The sequence below is a fragment of the Arthrobacter sp. FW306-1B-G06A genome (genome assembly GCF_058781765.1).
Genome location: NZ_JBYSXB010000014.1, coordinates 47,219 through 73,701, shown reverse-complemented (window position 1 = coordinate 73,701; position 26,483 = coordinate 47,219). Strand labels below are relative to the sequence as shown.

Annotated in this window: 23 protein-coding genes; 10 read left to right on the top strand and 13 right to left on the bottom strand. The window is 64.4% G+C overall.

Annotated features, from left to right (window positions below; genetic code table 11):
• The first annotated feature begins 202 nt into the window (after positions 1 to 202).
• A complete protein-coding gene (locus AC3WJM_RS09590; RefSeq protein WP_492271740.1) occupies positions 203 to 2,095 on the top strand; it encodes a polysaccharide deacetylase family protein in 1,893 nt (630 codons plus the stop codon).
• Positions 2,096 to 2,186: 91 nt separating this feature from the next.
• Here AC3WJM_RS09590 and AC3WJM_RS09585 read toward each other — a convergent pair whose 3' ends face one another.
• The 4 genes from AC3WJM_RS09585 to AC3WJM_RS09570 form a co-directional block, all read right to left on the bottom strand.
• Entirely contained in the window at positions 2,187 to 2,429 is a 243-nt protein-coding gene (locus AC3WJM_RS09585) for an NfeD C-terminal domain-containing protein (protein WP_284991741.1), read from the bottom strand.
• 8 nt (positions 2,430 to 2,437) lie between these two features.
• Positions 2,438 to 3,874, bottom strand: coding sequence for a flotillin family protein (locus tag AC3WJM_RS09580; protein WP_492271739.1), 1,437 nt, complete (start codon positions 3,872 to 3,874; stop codon positions 2,438 to 2,440).
• Between the two features lie 109 nt (positions 3,875 to 3,983).
• Positions 3,984 to 5,255 (bottom strand): FAD-dependent oxidoreductase, encoded by a 1,272-nt coding sequence (locus AC3WJM_RS09575; protein ID WP_492271738.1) that lies wholly within the window; start codon positions 5,253 to 5,255, stop codon positions 3,984 to 3,986.
• Complete coding sequence (locus tag AC3WJM_RS09570; RefSeq protein WP_492271737.1) at positions 5,248 to 6,588, bottom strand: MFS transporter; 1,341 nt, start codon at positions 6,586 to 6,588, stop codon at positions 5,248 to 5,250. Before AC3WJM_RS09570 ends, AC3WJM_RS09575 begins: the two co-directional genes overlap by 8 nt.
• Before the next feature lie 48 nt (positions 6,589 to 6,636).
• On the opposite strand from AC3WJM_RS09570, the gene AC3WJM_RS09565 reads away from it, so the two are divergent.
• From AC3WJM_RS09565 to AC3WJM_RS09550, 4 genes are all read left to right on the top strand, one after another.
• Positions 6,637 to 7,437, top strand: a complete 801-nt coding sequence (locus tag AC3WJM_RS09565) for an IclR family transcriptional regulator (RefSeq protein ID WP_059388029.1) — start codon at positions 6,637 to 6,639, stop codon at positions 7,435 to 7,437.
• 207 nt (positions 7,438 to 7,644) lie between these two features.
• Positions 7,645 to 8,775, top strand: coding sequence for a cupin domain-containing protein (locus tag AC3WJM_RS09560; RefSeq protein WP_492271736.1), 1,131 nt, complete (start codon positions 7,645 to 7,647; stop codon positions 8,773 to 8,775).
• Positions 8,772 to 9,608 carry a fumarylacetoacetate hydrolase family protein gene (locus AC3WJM_RS09555; protein ID WP_492271735.1) on the top strand — a complete coding sequence of 279 codons (837 nt, stop codon included), beginning with the start codon at positions 8,772 to 8,774 and terminating at the stop codon, positions 9,606 to 9,608. The genes AC3WJM_RS09560 and AC3WJM_RS09555 overlap by 4 nt, the downstream gene beginning before the upstream one ends.
• Positions 9,608 to 10,339 carry a maleylpyruvate isomerase family mycothiol-dependent enzyme gene (locus tag AC3WJM_RS09550; RefSeq protein ID WP_492271734.1) on the top strand — a complete coding sequence of 244 codons (732 nt, stop codon included), beginning with the start codon at positions 9,608 to 9,610 and terminating at the stop codon, positions 10,337 to 10,339. Before AC3WJM_RS09555 ends, AC3WJM_RS09550 begins: the two co-directional genes overlap by 1 nt.
• A 154-nt stretch (positions 10,340 to 10,493) precedes the next feature.
• Here AC3WJM_RS09550 and AC3WJM_RS09545 read toward each other — a convergent pair whose 3' ends face one another.
• A complete protein-coding gene (locus AC3WJM_RS09545; protein ID WP_284991734.1) occupies positions 10,494 to 10,958 on the bottom strand; it encodes a DUF4383 domain-containing protein in 465 nt (154 codons plus the stop codon).
• A gap of 509 nt (positions 10,959 to 11,467) precedes the next feature.
• On the opposite strand from AC3WJM_RS09545, the gene AC3WJM_RS09540 reads away from it, so the two are divergent.
• Entirely contained in the window at positions 11,468 to 12,799 is a 1,332-nt protein-coding gene (locus AC3WJM_RS09540) for a cell division protein PerM (RefSeq protein ID WP_492271733.1), read from the top strand.
• Positions 12,800 to 12,829: 30 nt separating this feature from the next.
• Here the strand turns inward: AC3WJM_RS09540 and AC3WJM_RS09535 are convergent, their stop codons facing one another.
• Entirely contained in the window at positions 12,830 to 13,252 is a 423-nt protein-coding gene (locus AC3WJM_RS09535) for a hypothetical protein (protein WP_253257189.1), read from the bottom strand.
• 38 nt (positions 13,253 to 13,290) lie between these two features.
• Between AC3WJM_RS09535 and purN the strand changes: the two genes are divergently transcribed.
• Entirely contained in the window at positions 13,291 to 13,863 is a 573-nt protein-coding gene (gene purN, locus AC3WJM_RS09530; protein ID WP_284991732.1) for a phosphoribosylglycinamide formyltransferase, read from the top strand.
• A gap of 97 nt (positions 13,864 to 13,960) precedes the next feature.
• Here purN and AC3WJM_RS09525 read toward each other — a convergent pair whose 3' ends face one another.
• Genes AC3WJM_RS09525 through AC3WJM_RS09515 form a run of 3 tightly spaced genes read right to left on the bottom strand, consistent with a single transcriptional unit; the run spans position 13,961 to position 17,230 of the window.
• Positions 13,961 to 15,313: an MFS transporter gene (locus tag AC3WJM_RS09525; protein ID WP_492271732.1), complete on the bottom strand. Its 1,353-nt coding sequence runs from the start codon at positions 15,311 to 15,313 to the stop codon at positions 13,961 to 13,963.
• A gap of 20 nt (positions 15,314 to 15,333) precedes the next feature.
• Positions 15,334 to 16,308 (bottom strand): N-acetylmuramic acid 6-phosphate etherase, encoded by a 975-nt coding sequence (gene murQ / locus AC3WJM_RS09520; RefSeq protein ID WP_492271731.1) that lies wholly within the window; start codon positions 16,306 to 16,308, stop codon positions 15,334 to 15,336.
• On the bottom strand, positions 16,292 to 17,230 hold the full coding sequence (locus AC3WJM_RS09515; protein WP_492271730.1) for an N-acetylglucosamine kinase: 939 nt from the start codon (positions 17,228 to 17,230) through the stop codon (positions 16,292 to 16,294). Before AC3WJM_RS09515 ends, murQ begins: the two co-directional genes overlap by 17 nt.
• Before the next feature lie 120 nt (positions 17,231 to 17,350).
• Between AC3WJM_RS09515 and purH the strand changes: the two genes are divergently transcribed.
• Positions 17,351 to 19,021: a bifunctional phosphoribosylaminoimidazolecarboxamide formyltransferase/IMP cyclohydrolase gene (gene purH / locus AC3WJM_RS09510; protein ID WP_441433636.1), complete on the top strand. Its 1,671-nt coding sequence runs from the start codon at positions 17,351 to 17,353 to the stop codon at positions 19,019 to 19,021.
• Positions 19,022 to 19,190: 169 nt separating this feature from the next.
• Here the strand turns inward: purH and AC3WJM_RS09505 are convergent, their stop codons facing one another.
• On the bottom strand, positions 19,191 to 20,222 hold the full coding sequence (locus AC3WJM_RS09505; RefSeq protein ID WP_492271729.1) for a trypsin-like serine peptidase: 1,032 nt from the start codon (positions 20,220 to 20,222) through the stop codon (positions 19,191 to 19,193).
• Positions 20,223 to 20,394: 172 nt separating this feature from the next.
• Complete coding sequence (locus AC3WJM_RS09500) at positions 20,395 to 21,378, bottom strand: trypsin-like serine peptidase (RefSeq protein WP_476910250.1); 984 nt, start codon at positions 21,376 to 21,378, stop codon at positions 20,395 to 20,397.
• A 210-nt stretch (positions 21,379 to 21,588) separates the two neighbouring features.
• Here AC3WJM_RS09500 and AC3WJM_RS09495 point away from each other — a divergent pair, with 210 nt between their 5' ends.
• Entirely contained in the window at positions 21,589 to 23,808 is a 2,220-nt protein-coding gene (locus AC3WJM_RS09495; RefSeq protein ID WP_476910251.1) for an NADP-dependent isocitrate dehydrogenase, read from the top strand.
• Between the two features lie 79 nt (positions 23,809 to 23,887).
• Here AC3WJM_RS09495 and AC3WJM_RS09490 read toward each other — a convergent pair whose 3' ends face one another.
• Positions 23,888 to 24,988 carry an FAD-dependent oxidoreductase gene (locus AC3WJM_RS09490; protein ID WP_492271728.1) on the bottom strand — a complete coding sequence of 367 codons (1,101 nt, stop codon included), beginning with the start codon at positions 24,986 to 24,988 and terminating at the stop codon, positions 23,888 to 23,890.
• Between the two features lie 117 nt (positions 24,989 to 25,105).
• Here AC3WJM_RS09490 and AC3WJM_RS09485 point away from each other — a divergent pair, with 117 nt between their 5' ends.
• Positions 25,106 to 25,552, top strand: coding sequence for a DoxX family protein (locus AC3WJM_RS09485; protein WP_306964029.1), 447 nt, complete (start codon positions 25,106 to 25,108; stop codon positions 25,550 to 25,552).
• 5 nt (positions 25,553 to 25,557) lie between these two features.
• Here the strand turns inward: AC3WJM_RS09485 and AC3WJM_RS09480 are convergent, their stop codons facing one another.
• On the bottom strand, positions 25,558 to 26,172 hold the full coding sequence (locus AC3WJM_RS09480) for a uracil-DNA glycosylase family protein (protein WP_441433686.1): 615 nt from the start codon (positions 26,170 to 26,172) through the stop codon (positions 25,558 to 25,560).
• Between the last annotated feature and the right edge of the window lie 311 nt (positions 26,173 to 26,483).

Genomic DNA, 26,483 nt, shown 5'->3' with positions numbered 1-26,483 from the left:
TTCCCCCATGTCGGCCCGCCTTACGGTGACAACGGTAGTGAACCTCGTGGCCATGACTGGGGCTTGTCCCGGGCACCGGGGTATTTCGGCAAGCGGGCGATGACTGGGCGGCGCGCCCTCACATGCTGAACAACGTTGGGTGATTCACCCTGCGCCGCCCGTATGTCCGGCCAGGCCGTTGTCTAGAATCGAGCCAGACCCTATGAAACTCTTCAACCGTACTGACCAGGTTGACCAGCACCGGACGTTTAAAGGGACGATCCCCGGTAAATGGTTTACGTGGTACTCCACCGTTGTGGTGGTATTTGCTTTCACCGGCGTCACCGCCGGCATCACCGCACCCGCAGCCCAAGCCGCTAATCCAACCGTCGTCACCTTGACCTTTGACGACGCAAATGCCGACCAACTCAACGCCGCGCAGACCATGCAGAGCCTGGGCCTGGTGGGTGCTTTCTTCACGCCGTCCGGATTCATCAACAACCCCAATTACCTGACGACAAGCGACATGCAGGGCCTTGTGGCAAACGGCAATGAGATTGCCGGCCATACTGTTACCCACCCGGACCTGACCACCGTGACGTTGGATGAGGCAACACGCCAGATTTGCAACGACAGGGTCAACCTCACAAACCTTGGATTCACGATCACTGACTTCGCGTATCCGTTCGCTGCCGAGAACGCATCCCTCGAAACCGTCGTCAAGAACTGCGGGCTCAATAGCGCCCGCAACCTTGGTGACATCAAGACGCGGTTCAGCTGCGCGGGGTGCCCGCTCGCGGAGACCATCCCTCCTGCCAACCCGTACAACACGGCGGCCCCGGATGAAGTGGACAACACCTGGACCCTGGCGGACCTGCAAAAGTCGGTCACCCAGGCGGAGCCCGCAGGCGGGTGGGTCCAGCTCACCTTCCACCATATTTCAGCTACCAGCACGGATCCGCTGAACATCACCCCGACCCTGTTCAACCAGTTCGCCACGTGGCTCAAGTCCAGGCCCGCAACCACCACGGTCAAGACGGTGGCCCAAGTGATCGGCGGAACCGTCAAGCCGCTTGTCTCGGGACCGCCGGCACCACCGGAGGGCACGGGCAACCTGATCAAGAACCCAAGCCTTGAAACCTTGGTCAGCGGGGCTCCGCAGTGCTGGGCCGCAGCAGGCTATGGCACCAACACGGCAGCTTTTTCCACCGTCAGGCAGGCACACACCGGAAAAGTCGCCGAACAGCTCGTGGTCACCAACTATGTCGACGGCGACGCCAAGCTGTTGCCTACCCTTGACCTAGGCGGGTGCTCGCCCACGGCGACACCCGGGAACTCCTATTCAATCGGTGCCTGGTATAAATCGACCACAAGCACCCAATTCGAGCTCTACTACCGGATCGGCGTAGGCTCCTGGAAGTATTGGACATCAAGCCCCTGGTTCTCAGCGGCCACGACCTTCCAAAAGGCCACCTGGACAACGCCTCCACTGCCCACGGGCGCCAGCGGCATCAGCTTCGGGTTGAACCTGTTCAGCAACGGCACGCTCACCACCGACGACTACGAGATGTTCGACGTCGGCACCCCGCCACCGCCTCCTCCGCCGCCACCAGCCGGCGGCAACCTGGTACAGAACCCCAGCCTTGAAACGGCCGGTACCGGCTCGTTCCCGCAGTGCTGGCAGGCCGGCGGATACGGCACCAACACCGCGACGTTCAGCACGGTTGCTACCGCGCACACCGGTACCAAAGCGGAGAAACTCACCATCACGGGATACTCCAGTGGTGACGCGAAACTGCTTCCAACAATGGACACCAGTACCTGCCCACCTGCGGCCGTCGCCGGACACACCTATTCGGTGCGTGTTTGGTACACCTCTACAGCCGTCACACAGTTCGCCTTGTATTACCGTGACGCCTCAAACAACTGGGTGTACTGGACCTCCGGACCGTGGCTGAATACCGCGACTACCTACACACAGGCAAGCTTCACGACGCCGGCACTACCCGCCGGGGCCACGGCCATCAGTTTCGGGTTGAGCTTGTTCAGCAACGGATCGGTCACCACCGACGATTACGCGATGTACGACAGCGTAGGAGCTCCGCCGCTGGGCTGAGCAATCGATCAGTGACAAAAAGCTGAGGGCGGCTGACTAGCCGCCCTCAGCTTTTTGTCGGGTTATCTATTTGCGCCGGCTGGCGGTCGCGCTATCTGGCAGCCTTCAGGACGTCCGGCAACTCGTCAACGAATACGGTCCCGGGCGGCTCATAGTAGATGACAAGCACCTCGTCACCCACGTTGAAAACACTGCTCTTGTCGAATGGATGCGCGTGGAAGGCGCTCGTACCACCGTGGAACGGCAGCATCACTTCCCCCACAGTGCCTGGCCCGATACGACCCGTGACCCTGCCGATTTTGCCCGTCAGGCTCCGATCAACCTCTTTGTGCATTGGTGTCCCTATGCATCAGGGGTTTTGGTGGGCCGCTTGGGCGGTTCCTTGCCGTTCTTGAGCGCAGCTGTGATCGATGGCAGGTAGTTGCCCACTTGGGACAGGATCCCACCCACCATGCTGTTGAGGCCCTCGCCGCCGTTGAGGACGGTCAGGTTGCCCACGTGGGCAAAGGGTTCAGCCGCGGCTGCCACGATCGCCGGCATGTGATCCGCGAGCTGTTGGGAGATGACGGCCTCTTGGTTGGTTCCGAGAGCCTCGGCGCGGGCCTTGATGCCGTCCGCTTCCGCCAAGGATTTGGCCTTGATGGCCGAGGCTGCCGCGTCGCCGCGGGCCCGGGTGGCCGCGGCTTCGGCTTCACCCGTGATCTTCGTGGCTCCCGCGATGGCGGCGGCCGCCGTGGCGTTGGCCTGGGCTTCGACTTCCACCTTGCGGGCGTTCGCTTGAGCCTCGAGTTCCGTCCGCCGTGCCCGCGCCTCGGACGCACTGATGTCGGCGGCCTTTTGGGCTTCCGCCTCGGTGCGTTGGGCGTACGCCTTTGCATCGGCGGGCTTCCGGATGGACGTCTGGAGCTTTTGCTCTTCGCGGTCCGCTTCCAGCTTGGCCACCTCGGTTTCCTGGACCACCACTTGCTGGCGCGCTGTGGCGTCTGCCAACGGACCGGCCTGCGCGGCGTTGGCCCTCGCGGTTTCGGCATTGGCTTGGGCCGCTGATTGTTTGATCGCCGAAATGCTCTGGGCATCCGCGATCTGGGCGGCTGCCTCGGCCTCCTTCTCCGCGGCCTCGCGGTTCCTGGTGGCTTCGGCGATGCGGGCCTCCATTTTGACCTGCGCAATGTGCGGTTTGGCCAGGTTCTGGATGTAGCCCGTGGGGTCCTGGAGGTCCTTGATTTGGAGGGAATCAACTACCAAGCCAAGCTTTTCCATTTCGATGCCGCTTGCGCTGCGGACCAACGAGGCGAGTTTGTCGCGCTCGCGGATGATTTCTTCCATGGTCATGCTGCCAATGATCGAGCGCAAATGCCCTTCAAAAACGTTGTAGACCTGGCTTTCCATTTTGGGCTGTTGGCCGAGAAACCTCCTCGCGGCGTTCGCAATAAACGGCGCAGCGTCACCGATTTTGTAGATCACCACGCCCTCCACGATCACTTGGATGCCTTGCGAGGTCACGCAGTTGACCTGGAGCTCTGTTTCATTCAGCGTCAGGGACAACGTCCTCACGGTTTGGAGCCCGGGAACCACCAAGGCGCCCTTTCCCGTGACGATTTTGAAATCCATTCCGTCCCTGGTGTCCAAACTTCCCCGAGTCAGGCCGGAAATGATCAATGCCTCGTTTGGTTCAGCCACCTTCCACATCAATTTGATGAGAAGCCTTATAACGGTAACGGCGACAACTACCCCCAATACCGTGACGAGAATCGGGAGATAAGCAACGAGGTCGAACATGACTGTCCTTTCAACGGCAAGCACCCAAGCGGCTCGTGTAGTCAGTCTGCTTCGGTCTGCTCCAGGAGTCCAGCAATTTGTTTACCTACAATTGACACAACGGATTCTGCTAGGCGTGCGTTCCCGCGAGCGATACTGTCTTCATCTCGCCGGTGCCGTCGGCTGGGACCGCCGGAACGCCGTCGTCCTCTTGGCCGTAGAGCCAGTCGTTGTACTGGAAGTCGCCGTCCTTGCGGCTCTTGAACAGCAGGTTCCGCAAGACGCGTGCGACGCCGGACACGTGCCACGACTCTCCCCAGACGCGCGCCGTGCGTTGGACGCGGGCCGTCCGCGCTGCGCGGGCTGAGTTGAAATCGCTGATGGCGCGATCCCAAGCAGCGGTGTCCACGCCGTCGTCGTTGAACACGGAGCCGACGGTGGAGTCCTGGAGGACCGCGGCGTCTTCAAGCGCCTGGCAGGCTCCCTGGGCCAAGTACTGGAGCATGGGGTGTGCGGCATCGCCCATCAGGACCAGGCGGCCGTGGATCCAGTTCTCGATGGGATCGCGATCGTACATGGGCCAGCGGATGCCTGTCGCAAGGTTCCGCAGCGCAAGCTGTACCGCCGGAATGCAGTCCTTGTAAGCCGCCTCGAGTTCGTCGACGCCGCCATATTGCTCCTCACCGCGCTCGAACGAGGGCGACTTGAAAACAGCCACGGTGTTGAGCAGCTCGCCTTTGCGCAGCGGGTATTGCACGAGGTGGCAGTCCGGACCGAGGTAGACGACGACGTCCTCGAGATCGGCGGCCGGGGTCTCCGGCGTGATGGGCACCGTTCCGCGGTAGGCGACGTACGACGACGACACCGGGCCGTCCTGCGCGACGGCGGCGCGGAGCGTGGACTTGAGGCCGTCGGCGCCGATCACGACGTCGGCCTCGTAAACATCGCCGCTGGACGTGTGCGCCACGCCGCGGTGGTTCACGGTCTCGACTTTCTCGACGACGACGTCGTTCACGAGGCGCACGCCGGCATCATGGCAGGCCTCCAACAGGATCCGGTGCAGGTCGCTGCGGTGGATCACCACGTACGGGGCGCCGTAGCGCTCTTCGAACTCGCCACCGAGGGTCTGCCGGGTGAGTTCCTCACCGGTGAGGGCGTCGCGGAACACCAAGTGCTTGGGGCGGACGCCGATCTCGAGCGCCTTCCCGAGGAGGCCCCAACGCTTCAGGACGCGGGAGGCGTTGGGGGCCATCTGCAGTCCCGCCCCGACCTCGCCGAATTCGGGCGCCCGCTCAACCAATGTCACCTCGGCGCCGTTTGCGCGCAGGGCCAGGGCGCCGGCAAGGCCGGCCATCCCTCCGCCGACGACGAGGACTTCGGTGGACGTTTTGCGGTCAGACATTGCTAGCTCCTACAGAGGTGGTGTTTGTGGGTTGGTTTTTGGCGGCCGTGATCTTCGCGGTCTTGATCTTGGTGCCGATGGCGCCGAGCAGGATGGCCGCGACGGCGGCGGCCCCGGCAAATGCCAGGAAGTTCGAGTTGACGCCCAGGCCGGCCGCGAGCAGCAGCCCGCCTACCTGGGGTGCCGCGACCGCGCCGATGCGCCCGACGCCGAGGGCCCAGCCAAGCGCTGTGCCCCGCAAATGCGCCGGGTAATGGCTGGCCACCGCCGCGATGATGAGGCATTGGGTTCCGTGGGTGCCGACCCCCGCCAGCACCAACATGACGTAGACAAGCCCCACGGGCGGACCCGCCACCAGTACGGCCAGCGCGACGGCGGCGACGGCGGCTGCCGCGATCGCCGTCGGGATCGGACCGAAGCGGGTTCCCGCCCACGCAGTGGCCACCGAGCCGACGACGGCACCGAGGTTGAGTGCCAGCGCGAAGGTCAGGGCTGACCCGAGGTTGTAGCCGGCCAGTTGCATCAGGTTCGGCAGCCAGGTGCCCAGGCCGTACCAGGCAAAGAGCGTGACGAGGGTGGAGACCGCGAACAGGAGACTCATGCCGAGGTACGGGGCACGGAGTAGGGACTTGAAGCCGCCTGTTTGGTTCGCGTTCTTGGCGGCCGGGAGGGTTTCCTCGAGTGTCGCTGGGAGCGTCTCCGGGAGGAAGCGCATGCCGAGCGGAACCACCACGAGGAGCGCCACAGCGGCCACCAGGAACATGACCGGCCAGCCGAAAGCGGGAATGAGCGGAATGCCGGCCACCGCGGCGATCGAGCCGCCGATCGGCACTCCGGACATCATCAGCGTGGCGATGGTGGACCGCCATTTGGCGGGGACCAGTTCCGCGACCAAGGCATTGGCTGAGGGAACAAGTCCGCCCAGGCCGATGCCCGCCAGCAAGCGCAGACCCCCGAAGACGAACGCGTCCGGGGAGAACGCACACAAGATGGTGAAGAGGGAAAACAGTGCGGCGCAGGCGATGATGGTCCGGCGGCGCCCCCAGCTGTCCGACATCCTCCCGGCGAAGATGGCCCCGATCATCATGCCGAGGAACGCCATCGAGCCGACCGTGCCGGCGGTGGCTTTCGTGAGCCCCCAGCCGGTGTCGGTGATGAGGGCGCTCTGGACGGTGCCGTAGACGATGAGGTCGTAGCCGTCGAAAACCACCAGCAACCAGCAGACCAGGACAGCGGCGGCGGAACGCTTGGAGAGCCGGGCGGAGGCCCTGGGGAGGTGGTGAACGCCGTCTTGGGTCCGCTCCGGCGCTGCAGCGGATGGTGTGTGATTCATCCCACCACTGTGTGGCCGTTTGGTTATGCAGCCCAATAGAATTCTGTCGTGCAGAATCTTCCAGCCCGCAAAAAACCGGCCTATTCCATTGAGGCCGTGGACAACGCCCTGCATCTCCTTCAGCTCCTGCGCGACGGCGGCAGCCTGCGCCTCAAGGACGCCGCCGCGGAGCTGGGTGTTGCTCCCTCCACAGCCCACCGGCTGTTGGCCATGCTGGTCTACCGGGGGTTCGCGGTCCAGGACGAGACCCGCCGCTACGTGCCCGGGCCGGCCATGGGGGTTGGACCGGCAGGACTCAGTTGGAGCCGGCTGCTTCGCACGGTGGCGCAGCCGCACATGGAACTCCTGAGTGGGCGGATCAATGAGACCGTCAATCTCATGGTTCGCGTGGGAACCAAGGTGAGGTTCCTGGCCACGGTGGAGGGGACCAACGCCCTGCGGGTCGGCGACAGGCAGGGAACCGTCCTGCCCGCGAACAAAGCCTCGGGCGGCAAGGCGCTGTTGGCAGAGCTGGAGCCCGCCATGATCGAGCAATTGTTCCGCAGCCACAATGCGGAGATCGGCGGCGACAACATTCCCGACGCCGAATATCCGGCTTTCCTGCGCGAGCTTGAGACGATCCGGAGCAACGGATTCGCGGCGAATTTCGAAGGCACCGAGGAAGGGATCAGCGCCTTGGGGGTGGCTCTCCACAACGGGCGGGGCGTCGCCGTGGGCGCGCTGAGCGTAGCTACTCCCGTGGCACGGTTCCGCAGGCTCTTCGATGCTGGTCTTGTGGGTATCATGCGGGAAACCCAGCGCCAATTGGAGATCGATATCGCGGCCAATCCGGCCGAGTCCCAGCCTTAACCCACCCAAGCCGTGACCCACCCAACTGACTCGCAGTTGATGTCGTTTTGAGGGCCCATAACGACATCTATTGCTAGTCAGTTGGGTCTGCGGGCCCGTCAGGTGGGCCAGAAGATTCTGTCTAGCAGAATATGCTGGAGATCACTTGGGGGCTTCCCTAGGGTCTGGAGTACGCCAAAACTGTCCCGTACCCCCGAGGAGGCCTCTGTGTCCATCAGCGCCGATAGCACAACCCACGAATCAGTTGCCGCCGAGAACGCTGTTCCGGAACCGACTCCCGAGGAAGCCGCCCAGCTGGAGCAGCTGTATCAGGATTTCGAGGCCGGGAACCTGATTCCGCTCTGGACCGAGATCGCGGACCTGATGCCGATGGTGCCGTCCCCGAAGGCCGTGCCTTACGTGTGGCGCTGGAACGATTTGTACCCATTGGCGGCCCGTGCCGGGGACCTGGTGCCTGTTGGCCGTGGCGGGGAACGCCGTGCCATCGCCCTGGCAAACCCGGGCCTCGGCGGTACTCCGTATGCCACACCCACCCTGTGGGCTGCCATCCAGTATCTGGGCGCGCACGAAACAGCTCCGGAGCACCGCCACTCGCAGAACGCCTTCCGCTTCGTCGTCGAAGGTGAGGGCGTCTGGACGGTCGTCAACGGGGATCCGGTGGCGATGCGCCGCGGGGACTTCCTGCTGACGCCGGGCTGGAACTTCCATGGCCACCACAACGACACGGACCAGCCGATGGCGTGGATCGACGGATTGGACATCCCGTTCGTGCACTACGCGGACGCCGGGTTCTTCGAATTCGGCACCGAACGTGTCACTGACGAGGCCACCCCGGACGTTTCGCGATCCGAGCGGCTCTGGGCTCACCCCGGCCTCCGTCCCCTTTCCGGGCTGCAGGACACGGTGAATTCCCCGATCGCGGCCTACCGTTGGGAACACACCGACGCCGCCCTGCGCGAACAATTGCTTCTCGAGGACGAGGGCCACCCGGCCACGGTGTCCCAGGGCCACGCCGCCGTGCGTTACACCAACCCGACCACCGGCGGGGACGTCATGCCCACCATCCGCGCCGAATTCCACCGCCTGCGGGCCGGCGCTTCCACCGAGGCCGTGCGCGAAGTCGGTTCCAGTGTCTGGCAGGTCTTCGAAGGCCGCGGCACCGTGGTGCTGAACGGGGAGTCCAAGGTCCTGGAAAAGGGCGACCTCTTTGTCGTGCCGTCCTGGCAGGAATGGTCGCTCCACGCCGAGAGTGAGTTCGATCTGTTCCGCTTCAGCGACGCCCCCATTTTCGAACGACTGAATTTCAACCGCACGTACATCGAAGGACGCAACAAATGAGACTCCTCACCCTCCGCATTTCTGACGGGACCGGCACCGGCACCGTGGCCGTCCGCCAGGACGGCGACACCCTGACCGAGATCGACGGGTTCTCCGACGTGGGCGTCCTCCTGCAGGACCCCGCCTGGGCGACTATCGCTGAGGCGGCCAACGGCGCAACTCACGCGTACGACGGCGCCGACCTCGCCGCCGTCGTGCCCTCACCGGGGAAGATCATCTGCGTCGGGCACAACTACCGCAACCACATCAAGGAGATGGGCCGGGAAATCCCCGAGTACCCCACCCTGTTCGCGAAGTACCAGGAATCGCTAATCGGTCCCAACGACGACCTGGCGTTGCCGCAGGAATCGGACACGGTTGACTGGGAGGCCGAGCTCGCCGTCGTGATCGGCAAGAAGGGGCGCCGCATCAGCGAAGCCGACGCGGCCGATCACATAGCCGGGTACTCGGTGCTGAACGACATCAGCATGCGCGACTACCAGTTCCGCACCATCCAATGGCTGCAAGGCAAGACCTGGGAGAAGTCCACCCCGTTCGGGCCCGCCCTGGTCACTAAGGACGAGTTCTCGGCCGGGCCGCTCATGACCTCCGCGGTGGACGGCGAGATCCAGCAGCAGACCCCCACCGGGGACCTCGTGTTCACCCCCGAATTCCTGGTGTCCAACATCTCCACCATCATCACGCTGAACCCGGGCGATGTCATCGCCACCGGCACCCCCGGCGGAGTGGGCCATGCCCAGAACCCGAAGCGGTACCTCCAGGAGGGTCAGCTCCTGGTCACCACCATCGAGGGACTGGGCCAGCTGAGCAACCGCGTGGTCAAGGAAGCCTGATGGTCGCCCGCCACGACCTCACCACCGATCCGGGCCTGCAGGAACAGCTCCTGCAGGCCCGGCGGGGGACCGCGTTCTTCGCCCGCAAGCTCAACGAACTCACCGATGCCGGGCTCGACGGCGATTCGCTGCTTGCCGGCTGGACCCGCCGCCACGTCGTAGCACACGTGGGCTACAACGCCCGGGCCATCGCCCGCCTCGTGGAGTGGGCGTCGACCGGCGTGGAGACTCCGATGTATCCCTCAATTGCAGTGCGGGATGAGGAGATCAACTTCGGCGCCACCCTGTCTCCCATCGCGTTGCGGAACCTGTTTGACCACTCCGCCGTGCACCTGAGCGTGGAATGGCGGGATCTGCCCGAGGACGCCTGGCACCACACGGTCCGGACCATCCAGGGCAGGGAAGTGCCCGCCACGGAAACGGTCTGGATGCGCACCCGCGAAGTCTGGGTGCACGCCGTCGACCTCTACAACGGAGCATCGTTCGGTGACATCCCGGCGTCGGTACTGGAACGGCTGCTGCGCGACATCACCGGTTCGTGGGCCGCCCGGGGCACCGACGCCGGGTTGTTGGTCAGCGTCGCTGGCACGGACCTCACGTTTGGCGATCCGGACGCCGCCGTCGTGGTCGCCGGGCCTCTCGCCGGCGTCGTGCAATGGGCCACCGGACGCGGGGCCGGCGGGGTGACCGCTGGCGCTGGGCCCGTGCCGGCGGCACCAAAGTGGATCTGACGGCGTCGGGCACAAAGAAGGTTGGCACAGCTCCCGGCTTCTTCACCGCAGGAACTGCACCAACCGCTTGTATGACTATTCAGATTTAGCTGTAGATCCTACCCATCGGCGGCTCCTGTAATCCCGGGCTAACTCAATCCGGGCTTTGAATAGGCTACTTTGCGTCGTCAGCCAGATGCCGTGAAAACATCCAGCCAGCGGCAATCATCAGGATGCCCAAGACCATGAACGTCCAGTTGTCGAGCGTGTTCAGCGACAGGAAGTTGGCCGCCGAATCAACCCCGACACTCAGTCCGTACACACTGAACACGATGTACAAGGCGCCGAAGCTCATCAGGATATTGCGTGCGCTGTGGCCGCCCGAGCGGGACATCGCCCAGCTGGTTCCACCGATGAGGAGCTGCACAATGTTGAGCAGCAGCGACACTTGGAACACACCCAGGAGCATTGCGTGCGAATTTGGCCCGAAGAACTGCAATTCCCCGTACCGCATGGTGATTCCCGGAATGAATCCGAGAAGGCCCACCAGCGCCATCAGAATACCTACACCCATGCCGATGTTCTGGATGTCCGTCCGTCCAAAGTGAACACCATGTGCATGTGGGGTTGCGGTAGTCATTTATGCCCTCCATCCACCTATTGCGAACAATCCAATTTTACGTCTGACTTATGCAAAAAGCGCTTGGAGCGGCGGCGTCCGGCCGGCCTGGCGGCGGCGTGCCCGGCGGCCCCAACAGGCACTGCGCGCCCCGGACGCTCGCTCACCTATGGCGGGTTTTTCCCCGACGCTCGCTCACGTATGTCGGGTTTCCTGCTAACGCTCGCTCACGTATGTCGGGTTTCCTGCCAACGCTCGCACACATATACGACGACGGCGGTGCGGCCGGAGTGAGCGGGCGTTGGCCCGGAAAACCTCATTGGTGAGCGGGCGTTGGCCCGGAAAACCTCATTGGTGAGCGGGCGTTGGCCCGGAAAACCTCATTGGTGAGCGGGCGTTGGCCCGGAAAACCTCATTGGTGAGCGAGCGTCCGCCCGGAACGCCTCATAAGTGAGCGGGCGTTGGGGGATTGGCGGGCCGTGCGGGCGCCTGCCGGGGGAGCGGGGCACGCCGTGGCACGATAGAACACGATGAAACTGCGCGCTGATCAGACTGGTAACCATGGCCTGCCCATGCCTTTGTGGCTGCAGGGTGCCCTTGAGTCGGCCCAGGCCGCCATCATCTCCGCGCTCGTGGTGGTCCTGCCGCTGATCGGTGTCTGGGCAACTGGCGGATTCCAGAACCACACCGTCGATTTCCTGGCACGCCTGGCTGGCCAAGCCTGGTTGCTGGTCCACGGCGTTCCGCTGCAACTTGCCACTGTGAACATGGGAACCGCGGGTCTACCGGGTTCCGGGATGTTGTCCCTTATCCCGCTCGGACTGACGCTGGTCCCCTTCCTTTTGGCGTGGCGCGCGGGCCGCCGGCTGGCTAGGGCTTCCTACACGGACCAGCTGTGGCAGGCCTTCTTCGGAGCGTTGCTTGTCTACGGGGCGTTCGGCGCGGCCACCGGATTCGTGTGCCGGACGCAGGACGTCGTCATCAACATCTGGTTCGCTGCCTTACTTCCGCTAATCCCGTTCGGTCTCGGCATGGTGGTGGGTGCCCGGCGTGAGTCGGGCTCGTGGAGCAGGCTCATTGGGGTCGACGCCGTCGATTGGCTTGCACGCACAAGCCAACATTCCCGCTGGGCCGGTTCCTACTTCGGCTCCGCCATCAAGGCCGGATTCGTCGCGATCATGGCAGCCCTGACACTCTCGGCGACGCTGCTCGCCGTCGACCTTGTCATCCACTGGACGGACATCATCGCCGTCTACGAAGGCCTGAAAGCCGGCGCCCTCGGCGGTGGCGTCCTGACCATCGCCCAGCTCGGCTACCTCCCCAATCTGGCGGTATTCGCTTTGGCTTGGTCCTCTGGCGCAGGGTTCTCCCTCGGCGTCGGCTCACACGTCGGGCCGCTGGGCACCGCCGTCGGGCCGCTGCCCGCGATCCCCGTCTTCGGCGCACTACCCACCGGGCAGCTCGACTTCGTCGCCGCGGCCCTCGCCCTGCCGGTGATCGCCGGTGTGTTGGCGGGCTGGTGGTTCCTGCGGGCGGGGGAGAACCACTTCGACGAATGGCTCTCCATCAAGATCAAGGCGCGCTGGTTCACGGCTCCTGTTTCCACGCTGATCCTCGGCGCGCTCATCGGGGCCGTCGCAGGGGCTTTGGCCGGAGGCCTCGCCTGGCTGGCGCGCGGTTCCGCCGGAATCGGGCGTCTCACCGAGATCGGCCCGGACCCGCGGTGGACGGCAGTCTGGATCGCCGCGGAGGTGGGGATCGGCGTCGTGATCGGTTATTGGGTGGGGCCCTGGCTCGAGAGGCGGCAGAAGCTCCGCGAAGCGGATCTCGACGATTCCGTGTACGACGGCGACCGCCGCTAAGGTGCCTGCCTCACCTGGCTTGCGCCCCGGCTAGCGCAATCCGGAGGGAAGGGAATTCTGGAAATCCACCTGGCACGAGTTTTGGGCGTGGAGCGTCAGTGCACCTCGTGCACAGTTCTCCAAGGTGGTGACCTGTTGGAAGAAGACGACTGCGGTGAGCACCAGCAGGCACATGATGGCCGTGACCACGAGCCCGGAAATGGTGCCGAACAGAACGATGCGCGGCTGCTTGAACCGGATCGCCCGCACGAGGACCACCACTCCAAGCACCGCGGCGATGACGGTGAGGATTCCACTGAGCCAGACGTAGCTGATGTTCAGGATATAGACGAACAGGGCGCCAAGCACGGTCAGCAGGAAAGTCCTGAACAGCGTGTGGGTAACGGCAAGCGCTGATTTGGCAGCCTCGCTCTGAGGCTGATGCTGCGGGGTGGGTCCAACGCCGGAATTCATGTTTTCCAGCCTACGCGAGCCAGCCATAAGCTAGTGCAATGCGTATTGTTGTCCTCGTCTCCGGCACCGGTTCCAACCTCCAAGCAGTAATCGACGCCGTGAAGGCGGGCGAGCTGGACATTGAGATCGCAGCCGTGGGAGCCGACCGGCCGGGTACCTACGGCGTGGAACGCTCTGCCGAAGCCGGACTGGACACCTTCGTGGTGGACTTCAAGGACTACGCGGACAGGGCCGATTGGAACGCGGCACTTACCAAAGCCGTTGCCTCGTACGATCCGGACGTGGTGGTCTCGTCCGGGTTCATGCGGATTGTGAGTCCCGAGTTCATCGATGCCTTCGAAGGCAAGTACCTCAACACCCACCCCGCGCTGCTTCCCGCTTTCCCGGGAGCCCATGGAGTCCGCGATGCCATGGCCTATGGTGTGAAAGTGACCGGCTGCACTGTCCACTGGGCCGACGCCGGCGTGGACACCGGGCCCATCATCGCCCAGGAAGCGGTGGACATCGCCCCGGACGACACCGAGGACACCCTGCACGAACGCATCAAGGTGGTGGAGCGTAGGCTCCTGGTCCGGACGCTCGCAGAGCTCGCGGCGGGAAAGCACGCCTAAGTCCTCCGTTCGGCCCAACTAGCTCGCATTAGATGTCGTTTTGGCGGCTCATAACGACAACAAATGCGAGTCAGTTGGGCACCCCCGTGGGGCATGCTCAGTCGAGCTCGAGCTGCTTGGTCTCCGGCGCAAACAACGCCATCCACAGCACCGCCACCACGATGAGCCCGCCAGCCAAGGCGAAAGACGTGGCCAGGCCAAGCTCGGGCCAGAAATACGAAGCGAACACGAGTGGCCCGATCCCGGCACCAACGCGTGAGAAGGTCGAGGCCCAGCCGAAGCCGGAACCCCGAAGCTCCGTGGGGTAGAGCTCCGACACGTAGGTGTAGAGCACCGGGATGGCCACCTGGATGACGAAGCCGAACGCCAGGAGCCAGAACACCGCCGCGTCCGGAATGTCCACCACCAATGACACGATCACCAGGGCCAACGCGGACAGCGGCGCGGTGATGGCCAGGATCCACTTGCGGCCCACCCGCTCCACCAGCACTGCCGCGACCGCCACGCCCAGGAGCCCGACGCCGGCCATCCCGGCTGTCGTCACGAAGGCCTTGTACTCCTCGAACCCGGCGCCGATCAGAATCCGCGGCATCCACGTCAAGCTCAAGTAGTAGACCAGAAGGATGCTGAAAAACAGGGCCCAGGCCGCCGTCGTGATCTTCCAGTTGAACTGCCAGATCCGTCGCAGTTGCTGCCACGCGCTGCCGGCGGAGAGGCGCGGAGCATCTTGTGGCGCGGGCAGGCTGTAGGCGCGCGGCTCGGCTCCCGTGGCCAGGACGAGGCTGTCGATGACGTCGGCGGCTTCTTGGCGCCGGCCCCTGCGGATGAGGAAGAGCGGGGATTCGGGCACGCTCCGCCTGACCCAGAACACCAGCAAGGCAGGCAACACCATCACGAGCATGGTGAGGCGCCAATCGGCAAAGGCCGCAACAAGTCCGGCCGAAATGAAGCCGCACAGGGCGGCCCCTACGGGCCACCAACCATCCATAGCGGTAAGCACCTTGCCGCGATGCTTCCGCGGGGTGAATTCACCGACGAGTGCGTAATCCACGGGAATGCAGCCGCCCAGCCCGAAGCCGGCCAGGAAGCGGAAGATGCAGAACCACACGATGTCCGGCGCGACTGCGCCCAGCACCGTGAAGATGGAGAAGATCAGCAGGGTGGCCGTGAAGGCCCGTTTCCGGCCGATGGTGTCCGCGATGGTACCCCAGGCGAAGGCGCCCAAGGCCATGCCGATCAGGTTTGCGGTCCCGATCCATCCGGCGTCGGCGGGCTGGAGGGACCAATGCTTGGAAAGCAGCGGAATGAGGATGCCGTTGAGGGTGACGTCCCAGGCATCGAACATGAAGCCGAGGCCCCCGATCAGGAAGATCCTGCCCTGGACCTTCCACCGCCACGGCAGCTCCTGGACAACCTGTTCGCCGCTCGGGACGGTCGTGTAAGTATTCATTTCCCCTCCTGGGGAAAACTCTATCCGTGCTTCTCGATCGCCTTTCGCAGGAAGCCGCCGGCCTCGTCCAAAGCGCTCTTGGCCTGCCCCGGATCGATCCCCGTCAGCACTACCAGGATGGCTGCCTTGACCGATCCGCCCACGGAATCCAGCGCGCGAATCGCCGTCTCTGCGTCCACTCCGGTGGCGTGTTGGATGGTCCGTTGGGACCTTGCGAGGAGCTTGTTGTTGGTTGCCCGCAGATCGACCATCAGGTTTCCGTAGGTCTTCCCGAGCTTGACCATCGCGAGCGTGCTGATCATGTTGAGGACGAGTTTCTGCGCCGTGCCGGCATTCAGCCGCGTTGAACCGGCAACGAACTCGGGACCAACCACGACGTCGATCGCCACGTCCGCCAGTTTGCTGATGGGCGAAGCGTGGTTGCAAGCGATCGAGGCGGTGAAAGCGCCTCGGCTGCGGGCCTCCTCAAGGGCGCCGATCACGTACGGTGTGCGTCCCGAAGCCGAGATTCCGACGACGGCGTCCGCCTCGGTCACGCTGATGTCGTGCAGGTCCCGGGCTCCGGCGGTGGCGTTGTCCTCGGCGTACTCCACTGGCTTCTGGATGGCTTGGGTGCCGCCCGCGATGATCCCGACGACGAGCCCCGGGGGAGTGCCGAACGTGGGCGGGCATTCGCTCGCGTCCAAAACCCCGAGCCGCCCGGCCGTTCCGGCGCCGACGTAGAGCAACCGGCCGCCGCGGGCGAGGCGTTCCGCAACGGCGTCGACCACTGCGGCGATTTCCCCGCTGGCTTGTTCGACGGCGGCCGGGACGCCGCGGTTCTGCTCATTCATGGCCGCGACGAGTTCGGCCGTGCCCATGGTGTCCAACTCACTGAGCGCGGGCAACGCGGCTTCGGTTTGCAGGCCCGCGAGCTCCGAACGGAGTTCCTCGAGCCCGTCGCCGTCGGGGGAGTCCGGGGTACCGGGGGAAGAAGCGTCAGGCTGTTCCGTCACGGTGAATGTACCTTTCCTGGAGGAGCCCGCGGCGGTTCGCTGCGAGGGCGGCCCCGTCCATGCCATCGCCGAGAGCCGCAACCACCTCAATCCCAGCCGAAGCGAGGGCGTTGTGCAAGAGCCCGCCGAAGAACTCCGATTTCACGACGCCGCCAAGGAGCGCCACCTGCTTCGTGTCGCCCGCGGCAAGGGCCACGGTGTTCACGAGAAGCCTGCAGGCTTCGTCCACAATGCCGCGTGCGACGGCGTCCCCCGCCTCCGCTTCTTTCAGCACCGCGGGCGTGAAACGCGCCATCGTCCGTGCCGGGTTGTCGGATTCGGCGAGCCACGCCGGAAGTTGCGCGGGCGAGCCTACAAGCGCGGCAGCCGAGCCGAGCAACGACGTGGCAGGGCCGCCGTCGTGAGCTTGTAGTGCGGCCTGAAGGCCCTGCTGGCCGATCCAGCGGCCGCTTCCGCGATCGCCCAAGAGCGGTCCCCAACCGTCGGCACGGTGGAGGGTTCCGGCGTCGTCGAAGCGGAAGGCAACAGCCCCGGTGCCAACAATCAGCACCGTTCCGGGTGCGCCGTGCAGGGCGCCGAGCTGGGCCGCGGTGGCGTCCGAGAGAACCGCGGCCGGGACCTTGAAGCGCTCGGAAAGGAGGACGGCGAGTTCGTGGGAGTTCGCCGCTGAGGCCTCGACCCCGGCCACAGCGGCGCCGATTCCAAGCAACGAACCTTCCGGGAATGCTGCCGGAAGCCCCCGCGGCAGCATGGCCGCGGTGTCCACTAGCAGCTCGAAAGCGAGCCGGGCGCCGTTGTCTATGCCGAGGCCGGGGAAGCCCTGCTGGTCCGCCGAGCCCACCACCTCATCGCCTTGCCTGAGTTCAACCCGGCATCGGCTCTTGCCGACGTCGGCAACCAAAATCACATCCTCGGAATCCATGGCCCAACCATATGTTGCGGACGCGGCCACGTCTCGAAAAACGAAGAGGAGCCACAACACGATAAACTCGTCCATATCCCCAGCAACCGCGGAATCCCGCGATATAAGACGGAGACTTTTGTGAGCTTGACGCAGCTTGACCGTGTTCCCATCCGCCGTGCACTGATCTCGGTTTACGACAAGACGGGGCTGGAGGAGCTCGCGAAGGGCCTGCATGCAGCAGGAGTCGCCATCGTCTCCACCGGTTCCACCGCGAAGAAGATCGCCGCAGCCGGTATTCCGGTCAAGGAAGTCGAAGAAGTCACCGGTTCCCCGGAGATGCTCGACGGCCGGGTCAAGACCCTGCACCCGCGCGTGCACGGTGGTATCCTGGCCGACCGCCGCGTTCCTGCCCACATGGAAACGCTGGCCAAGATGGAGATCGAGCCTTTCGACCTCGTTGTGGTCAACCTCTACCCCTTCGTGGAGACCGTCCGCTCCGGCGCTGCGCAGGACGACGTCGTCGAGCAGATCGACATCGGAGGCCCCGCCATGGTGCGTTCGGCCGCCAAGAACCATGCCGCCGTCGCGATCGTTGTTGACCCGAACTTCTACGGCGCCGTCGTGGAAGCCGCCGCCGCGGGTGGCTTCGACCTGAAGACGCGCCGCCGCCTCGCCGCGAAGGCATTCGCCCACACCGCAACGTACGACACCGCCGTTGCCACCTGGACCGCCAGCCAGTTCCTCGACGAAGACGGTGACGGCGTCATCGATTGGCCCGCCTACGCCGGCCTCGCCCTTGAGCGCTCCGAGGTGCTGCGCTACGGCGAAAACCCGCACCAGCAGGCCGCGCTGTACGTGGACAAGGCGGCCCCCGCCGGCATCGCCCAGGCAGACCAGTTGCACGGCAAGGCCATGAGCTACAACAACTTCGTCGACGCCGACGCCGCCCTCCGCGCCGCGTTCGACTTCTCCGAGCCGGCCGTCGCCATCATCAAGCACGCCAACCCGTGCGGTGTGGCCGTGGGTTCGGACGATGCCGCCGACCCCATCGCCGACGCCCACGCCAAGGCCCACGCTTGCGATCCGGTATCCGCTTTCGGAGGCGTCATCGCGGCCAACAGCATTGTCACGGCCGGTATGGCCAAGACCGTGGCCGGGATCTTCACCGAGGTTGTCATCGCCCCGGGCTTCGAGCCGGAAGCCGTTGACATCCTGTCCAAGAAGAAGAACATCCGCCTTCTGGCGCTGCCGGACGGTTACGGCCGCTACCCGACGGAACTCCGCCAGGTCTCGGGCGGCGTCCTCGTCCAGCAGGCCGACAAGGTGGACGCCGACGGCGACAACCCCGCCAACTGGACCCTCGCCGCAGGCGTTGCCGCCGACGACGCCACGCTGGCCGACCTCGCGTTCGCGTGGACTGCTTGCCGCGCCGCCAAATCCAACGCGATCCTCCTCGCCAACAACGGGGCGGCAGTCGGCATCGGCATGGGCCAAGTCAACCGCCTCGACTCGTGCAAACTGGCCGTTGAGCGCGCCAACACCCTGGGCGTCCAGGTGGAGTCCGACGTCGACGGTGCCGGCGGTGCCTCCAACGCCGTCGCGACTGGCGCACCCGAGCGCGCCCGCGGTGCCGTGGCCGCTTCCGACGCGTTCTTCCCGTTCGCCGATGGCCTCCAGATCCTGATCGACGCTGGTGTCCGCGCCGTCGTCCAGCCTGGCGGTTCGGTGCGCGACGAGGAAGTCATTGCTGCGGCCAACGCCGCCGGCATCACGATGTACTTCACCGGCGCAAGGCACTTCTTCCACTAGGTCCTTTCCCTAGGTCCGGGCGCTCGCACCGGGTCCACTCGCGGCACCAAAAAATGGACATGTCCTCCCGGGAGGACATGTCCATTTTTGGTGGTCGGCGCTGGGCATATTCGCAATGTGTCCAACCCTGGGAGCGAACAGGGGGCATGTCCCTGCTGCGCCGGGGAGGTTACGGGGCTGTGGACGCTGTCTGGTACGTGCCTTGGATGACCGTGCCCCAGTACGGGCCGTACATCGTGGTGGAGTTGCTTCCGTAGCCGTAGCTGTTCACCGAGTTCTGGTATCCGCTGGCGCTGCTTCCAAGGAACCACGGGCCACCGGAGGAGCCACCCGTCATGTTGCAGGGGATCCCCTGGGTTTTGAACTGGGGGTTGTTGGGATCGTTTGTGGCAGTGCCTGAGCAGCTCTTGAGCGATTCCCCGGTGAAGGGCGATGCCGCGGGGTAGCCGAACGACTTGTACGCCAGTCCTCGGGCAGCGTTGAACTGGACGCCTGAGGCGCCCACCACGGCTGAGAGCTTTTGGCCATTGAGGGTGTTCATGACGGCAAATCCGGTGTCGTACTGGATGTTTCCACTTGAGGACCACTGGCTGGTTGTGTAGAGCGCCTTGGCCGTCCACTTTCCGTAGGGCGCGGCGCCGTCCTGGTAGGCGGGAACGAACGTGAAGTTGCCCGCGAACGCCCCGGGGCCTTCGTTGAGGCAGTGGCCGGCGGTGGACACGGTGCTCTGGTTGGCGGAGGTGACGGAGTTGCCGGAGCAGACATAGTTCACCCCGCCGAGTGTGAAGAACACTTTTCCGATGTGTGAAACGGGAGACTCACCTGCGTTGGCTTTACGATCCACGGCGGGGGACGGCGCTGCAGTGCTGGTGGCATTCTGGCCTTCGATTGTCAGTGCGCGGCCAAGCCCGGGAAAAACCCGATCGGGAGAAGTTGGTATGTCCGAAAGGCCAACCGCGGCCTGTGTCCGGGTCAGCGCCTTGGTGACCAGAAGGTCACCGGAGACGGCGTTCTTCATCCGTTCAGGAGTCCAATAGTCAGCGGTGTTCGCGTCCGACGCCGAATTGCTGCTCACGGTCGACGCATCGGTGCCATCGCTTATGGACGGGGCCGCGGTGGCCCCGCTGCCGGCGCCCAGCGCGAGTAAGGCGGCGGCAGTGAGGCCGAGCAGGCTTGTGGCCAAGGTCTTGGTTCTCGTCACAGTTGTCCTAGATATCGAGCGGACGGCGGCCGGTTTGTGGAGGCCGCCGACTGACGGAACCGAAACTACCGAAGCCGTGACAAGCATGTAAAGAAATTGTTCAAGTTTTGTGAGATTTGACTTTCGTTTGACAAGATGCGAATTCTGCCTAGTTTCCAACTGGCCGAAAGACCTAGGATGTGGACGCCGTATCGTAGGCATCCCGGATGACGGAGCCCCAATAAGGCCCGTAGATCACAGCCGGGCCACCAGGGTAGCCGTAGCTCGTAATGGAGTTTTGGTAGGAATCCCGGCCCGAGTCGACCATCCAGGGTCCGCCCGATGACCCACCGGTCATATCGCAGGGAATGCCCTGCGCCTTGAACTGTGGATTGATGGGGTCCTTGGTGGCGTCACCCGAACAGCTCTTCAGCGATTGTCCGTCGAACGGCGGGGCGGCAGGGTAGCCAAAGGCTTGGTAGCTCAGTCCCCGGTCCTGGTTGAATTCCACGCCGGACGCGCCAACGACGTCGGCCAAGTGCTTGCCTTTCACTGTGGCAGTAACTGCGAAACCGGTGTCATAGCGGATGTCGCCGGCGGTGCGCCACTGGGGCGTGGTGTAGAGGGCCTTGGCGGGCCAGATGCCGTAAGGAGCATTGCCGTTGAGATAGGCCGGAACGAACACGAAGTTCTGGACAAAGGCTCCGGGACCCTCGTTGACGCAGTGGCCCGCGGTCGCCACTGTGCTGTCGTTGTCCGACACGACGACGTTGCCGGAGCAGACGTAAGCGAAGGCGCCCATGGTGAAGAAGACCTTGCCGACGTGGTCAATAGGGTCTTCGTCTTGGTGCAGGCTCGAGCTGCTGCCCTTGGCGCTGGCGATTTTCACTGGCGGGCCGGTTTCGACCGTGCCGCTGGCGGTGGCGCCACCTCGTGCGAGGGCTTTGCGGGCGAGGACATCGCCCGGGATGGCTGCTCGCATCCGTTCGGGAGTCCAGTACCCCGTGGGGTCGGTGTTTGTTGTCGCCAGGCTGACGAGCTGCTGCGTCCCAGGCGCTGCGAAGCTCGAAACCGCAGTAGGCGTTGCGGCTGCCGCCCCTCCAGCGGCACAGAGGGTCAAAACGGCGGAGGTAATGAGGCTCAGGAGACCAGTGATGGGGAGTGATTTCTTTGTCATGATTGTCCTGCCAATCGTTTGGCGGCCACGTGTTGTCGGCCACAGTTTGACCCAATGAACCTACTCCGATTTGGCGCGGAGGTACATAAGGTTCGGCGCGGTATGACGTTGCACAGCTCGCTTGAGGCCGTCCCGGTACGCGCCAATCCGGCCCCCTCAGGTAAGTTAGAGATGTTGAAATCTGCAGACTTTCAGGGAGATGCCCCGCCAATGGCAAAGATTATCTATACCCACACTGACGAAGCGCCGATGCTGGCGACGTACTCGTTCCTGCCGATTGTGGAAGCTTTCGCCTCAACGGCCGGCGTGGAGGTCGAGACCCGCGACATTTCGCTGGCCGGACGAATCATCGCCGTCTTCGGTGACTACCTGACTGAAGAGCAGCGGATCAGTGACGCACTGGCTGAACTGGGCGAACTGGCAAAGAAGCCCGAAGCGAACATCATCAAGCTTCCCAACATCAGCGCGTCCGTCCCTCAGCTGAAGGCAGCCATTGCCGAACTGCAGGGTCAGGGCTACGCGCTTCCGGACTACCCGGACAACCCCTCCTCCGACGAAGAGACGGACATCCGCTCGCGTTACGACAAGATCAAGGGCTCGGCCGTGAACCCGGTCCTGCGTGAAGGCAACTCGGACCGCCGCGCGCCCCTGTCGGTGAAGAACTACGCCCGCCAGAATCCGCACTCCATGGGTGCCTGGAGCGCCGACTCCAAGACCAACGTTGCGCACATGACGGAGAACGACTTCCGCTCCAACGAGAAGTCCGTGGTCATCCCGGCCGACGACACCATCAAGATCCAGATCGTCCGCGAAGACGGCACCGTCAAGGTCCTCAGGCCGGCCTTCCCCGTCCTCGCCGGTGAAGTAGTGGACGGCACCGTGCTGCGCGCCGCTGCCCTGGACGAGTTCCTGGCTGCCCAGGTGGTCCGCGCCAAGGAAGAAGGCGTGCTGTTCTCGGCACACCTGAAGGCCACCATGATGAAGATCTCCGATCCGATCATCTTCGGCCACGTTGTCAAGGCGTATTTCTCTGAGCTTTTCGACACCTACGGCAAGCAGATCGCTGCTGCCGGCCTGAGCGCCAACAACGGCCTCGCCTCCATCCTGAACGGCCTCGATGAACTCCCGGAAGACGTCCGCGAAGGCATCAAGGCGGCCATCAAGAAGGGCCTGGAAGACGGACCGGCGCTGGCCATGGTCGATTCGGACAAGGGCATCACCAACCTCCACGTTCCCAGTGACATCATTGTTGACGCTTCGATGCCGGCGATGATCCGCAGCTCCGGCCACATGTGGGGACCGGACGGCAAGGAAGCCGACACTCTCGCGGTCATCCCGGACAGCTGCTATGCAGATGTCTACCAGGTGGTCATCGATGACTGCCGTGCCCACGGCGCCTTCGATCCCACCACCATGGGTACGGTTCCGAACGTCGGCCTGATGGCACAAGCGGCTGAGGAATACGGCAGCCACAACAAGACCTTCGAAGTTGAGTACGCCGGAACCATGCAGGTTGTGGATTCTTCCGGAACCGTGTTGATCGAACACCAGGTCTCCCCGGGCGACATCTGGCGCGCCTGCCAGACCAAGGACGTGCCGATCCGCGACTGGGTCAAGCTGGCCGTCACCCGTGCCCGCGCCTCCAAGATGCCGGCTGTCTTCTGGCTCGACGAAACCCGCGCCCACGACGCCCAGCTGATCGCCAAGGTCAAGGAATACCTGAAGGACCACGACACCGAAGGCCTGCAGATCGAGATCATGTCCCCGGAGAAGGCCACCGCGTTCACGCTGGAGCGGATCCGCAAGGGCGAAGACACCATCTCGGTGACCGGCAACGTGTTGCGTGACTACCTCACCGACCTGTTCCCGATCCTCGAGCTTGGCACCAGCGCCAAGATGCTCTCCGTGGTCCCGCTGATCAACGGCGGCGGCCTTTTCGAGACCGGTGCCGGCGGCTCGGCTCCGAAGCACGTCCAGCAGCTCCTGCAGGAAAACCACCTGCGCTGGGACAGCCTGGGCGAATTCCTTGCCCTGGCCGTCAGTTTCGAGCACCTCGCCACCACCACCGGCAACGCCCGGGCACAGGTCCTCGCGGACACGCTCGACCGCGCCACCGGCACGTTCCTGCTCGACAACAAGTCCCCGAAGCGCAGGGTGGGCGAACTCGACAACCGAGGCAGCCACTACTACCTCGCGAAGTACTGGGCACAGGAACTGGCCCAGCAGAGCGACGATACGGAGCTCGCCGCCGCGTTCTCCGCCGTCGCCGAGGCCCTGACGGCCAACGAGGACACCATCATTGCCGAGATGCTCGGAGTCCAGGGTTCGCCTGCCGACATCGGCGGCTACTACCGCCCCGACGCCGCCAAGGCGGAGGCCGTGATGCGACCTTCAGCAAAGCTCAACGAGGTTGTCGCCACCCTGAACTAGGCGCCCCGCCCACCCAACTAACTCGCAGTTGTTGTCGTTTTGAGCGCTCAGAACGACAACAACTGCGAGCTAGTTGCATTTAAGCGCGGCGGAAGCGGCGCGGCGCGTCAATCCCGTCGACAAGATCGGCAAGTACGCGGCCAATAGCCGGGGTGAACTTGAATCCGTGGCCTGAGAACCCCGCGCCGACCACCAGCGGTCCAAAACGGTCGAGCAGGAAATCTTCGTTGGCCGTGCTCGTGTAAGTGCAGCTGATGGGAACCGCCGATTCGGCGTCGACCCCGGGCAGCCATTCACGAGCGTAGCGGCGGAGGGCCTCCAGCTGAACCGGCTCGGGTTCGAATGTGCGGGCATCCGGATCGGTGACAGGCCCTACGCCATGCCACCCCGCCTTGACCCCCTCGCCTGGAGTGAGCATCCCATAGACGGGGCTGTACCAATAGTCGTCACGGGGATCTCCCGGGTCCGGCGCGTGGTTGAAGCTCGGCCAGGACTGGGAATCATCGATGGGCGTGAAATGGGCAGGTTGCTCTTGGGTGACCACCAGACGGGGGAGTGGGACTTGCGTCCCGACAAGCTTGCCGGTCCAGGCGCCCGCCGCGATGACAATCCGGCGCGCCGTGATTTCCAGCGAATCGGTCACGACGACGGCGCGATCCTCGCCGAGCACGCGGATCTCGCGAACAGGGGTCGAATACTCGAAGCGGGCACCGTGTGCCTCGGCCGATGTGCGCAGCGCCTTGAGGGCCTCGGCCGCCCGGACCCGGCCCGATTCCGGCACGAAGAGGACATCGCTTCGGAACACCATGCCCCGCCAACGCTCTGACGCCTCCTTGGCGGAGATGAACTGGCTTGCGATGCCCCGCTCAGCGTGCGCGGTCCGAACTTCCCGGAGCCGGGCAACATTTCCGTGGTTGGCCAGACCCACAAGATCCAACAACTGCGTTTCGGTTTCCTCCGCGAGCCTGTCCCAGAGGTTCCTCGCTTCGCTGACCAAGGCGAGGTAGTCACCCTCTGCGTAGGCCGTGTTGAAGTTGCGCGTCGCACCATGGGAAGCCCCTACATGGTGCCCCTCCTCAAACTGCTCAAGGAGAACCACCGATCGCCCCTTGAGTGCGAGCTGCCAGGCCGCAGCTGATCCCATCGCGCCTCCGCCGACTACGACGACGTCAACATCCATCCCGGCTTCATCCATCCTGTCCTGCGGCCCTCCCACCGAGGTCCGCTGCGGTTTCCATTCTGCCGTGGACGGAGCGGCTGTTTTGAGCTGTGCCCTCCGCATGGAAGATTGGATCGGGTGAAATTCCTCCTTCCTTCGCAGACCTCGTCTTCGCGCGGCATCGCGTTTCTAAGGATCGTGTTCGGCGGCCTTTTGCTGGTGCACGGAGTCCAGAAGCTGCTCGCGGGGCAGCCTGCGTTTGAGGCAACCATCGCCGCGATGGGTGTTCAAAAAGCGGAGCTGATGTCCTGGCTGGTCATCTGGGGTGAAACCGGGCTGGGCGCACTTTTGGTGCTCGGCGCCCTGACGCGGGTGGCTGGCTTCCTGGCGGCCCTCATGTACGCAGGGATCTGGTTTGTCACCGAATCGGGCAAACCGTTGTTGAGCGATAGCCCCGGAATCAACGCCGAACTGCTCATCCTGTATATCGCGTTGGCGTTGGCGTTCGCCTTCATCGGTTCCGGGGCGGTTTCGCTGGACCGGAGACTGTTTGCCGGGAAGCCAGCCCGGAAATCGCGGCGCTAGGTTTCCTAGCGCCGACCCGCCTGGAGACCCGCGCGGGCCATGGCGTCCGCGTAGGAGCGGCCCATTTCGATCAGCCATTCGGTCTGGCGTTCCTTGGAACCGGCGAAGGCGCGCCCGTGCAGCGAACGGGCCTTGTAGACCTTCAGGCCGCGGCGCCAGATCAGCTGGTTGTCAGTCTTGAGGAGCATCTGCGCCAGGCGGTTGGCTTCCGTTCCGTGCGCGACGATCGCCGATGCGCGCGGGACGAGTTTGAGGAACGCGATGAGCGGCTTGAGCCCGGCACTGACCTGCTCGGGGGTCAGTTTTCCGTTCGCCTCGCCCGGAGTAAACCACGGGTGGGTGTTCCACGGCATCATCCATTCCGGGCGCAGGCCGAGCTGGAACTGCAGACCCAATAGCCGGGTGGCGGCGGCGTCGTCTCCGGCCCACACAACGCCCCGCGGGGAGGCCTCGCTGGTGTTGGAGAACAGGCTGACAATCCGGCAATCCTCCACCGAGTGCATCGGATCTACGTAGGGGACTTCGAAGCCAGGGCGGAGCTTGCGGAGGAACTCCACATGCTGGTTGACCGGGGCGATGTGCGGGGCGAAGAAAGGGCTGTCCGGAACCGCGGGAGTCACCGATTCTTCCGCGGGAGCCGCTTCGGAGCTTGCGGGTTCGACGACGGCGGGTTCGACGACGGCGGCGACCGGTTCGACGACGGTGGCGACCGGTTCGGCGGCGGGTTCGACGACGGGAGCGGCCGCAGGGACCACCCTGCGGGTAATGACCGGGCTGGCCTTGGGCACCGAATTTGTGGGCGCCTTCTTCGGCGTGGCCGTCTTTGCGGCAGCAGCCTTCGGAGCGTCCTTCTTGGCCGGAACCTTCTTTTCGGCCTTGGCCGGGGCGTCCAGGTCATCATCCTCGTCGTCAAACAGACCATCGAAGAGCT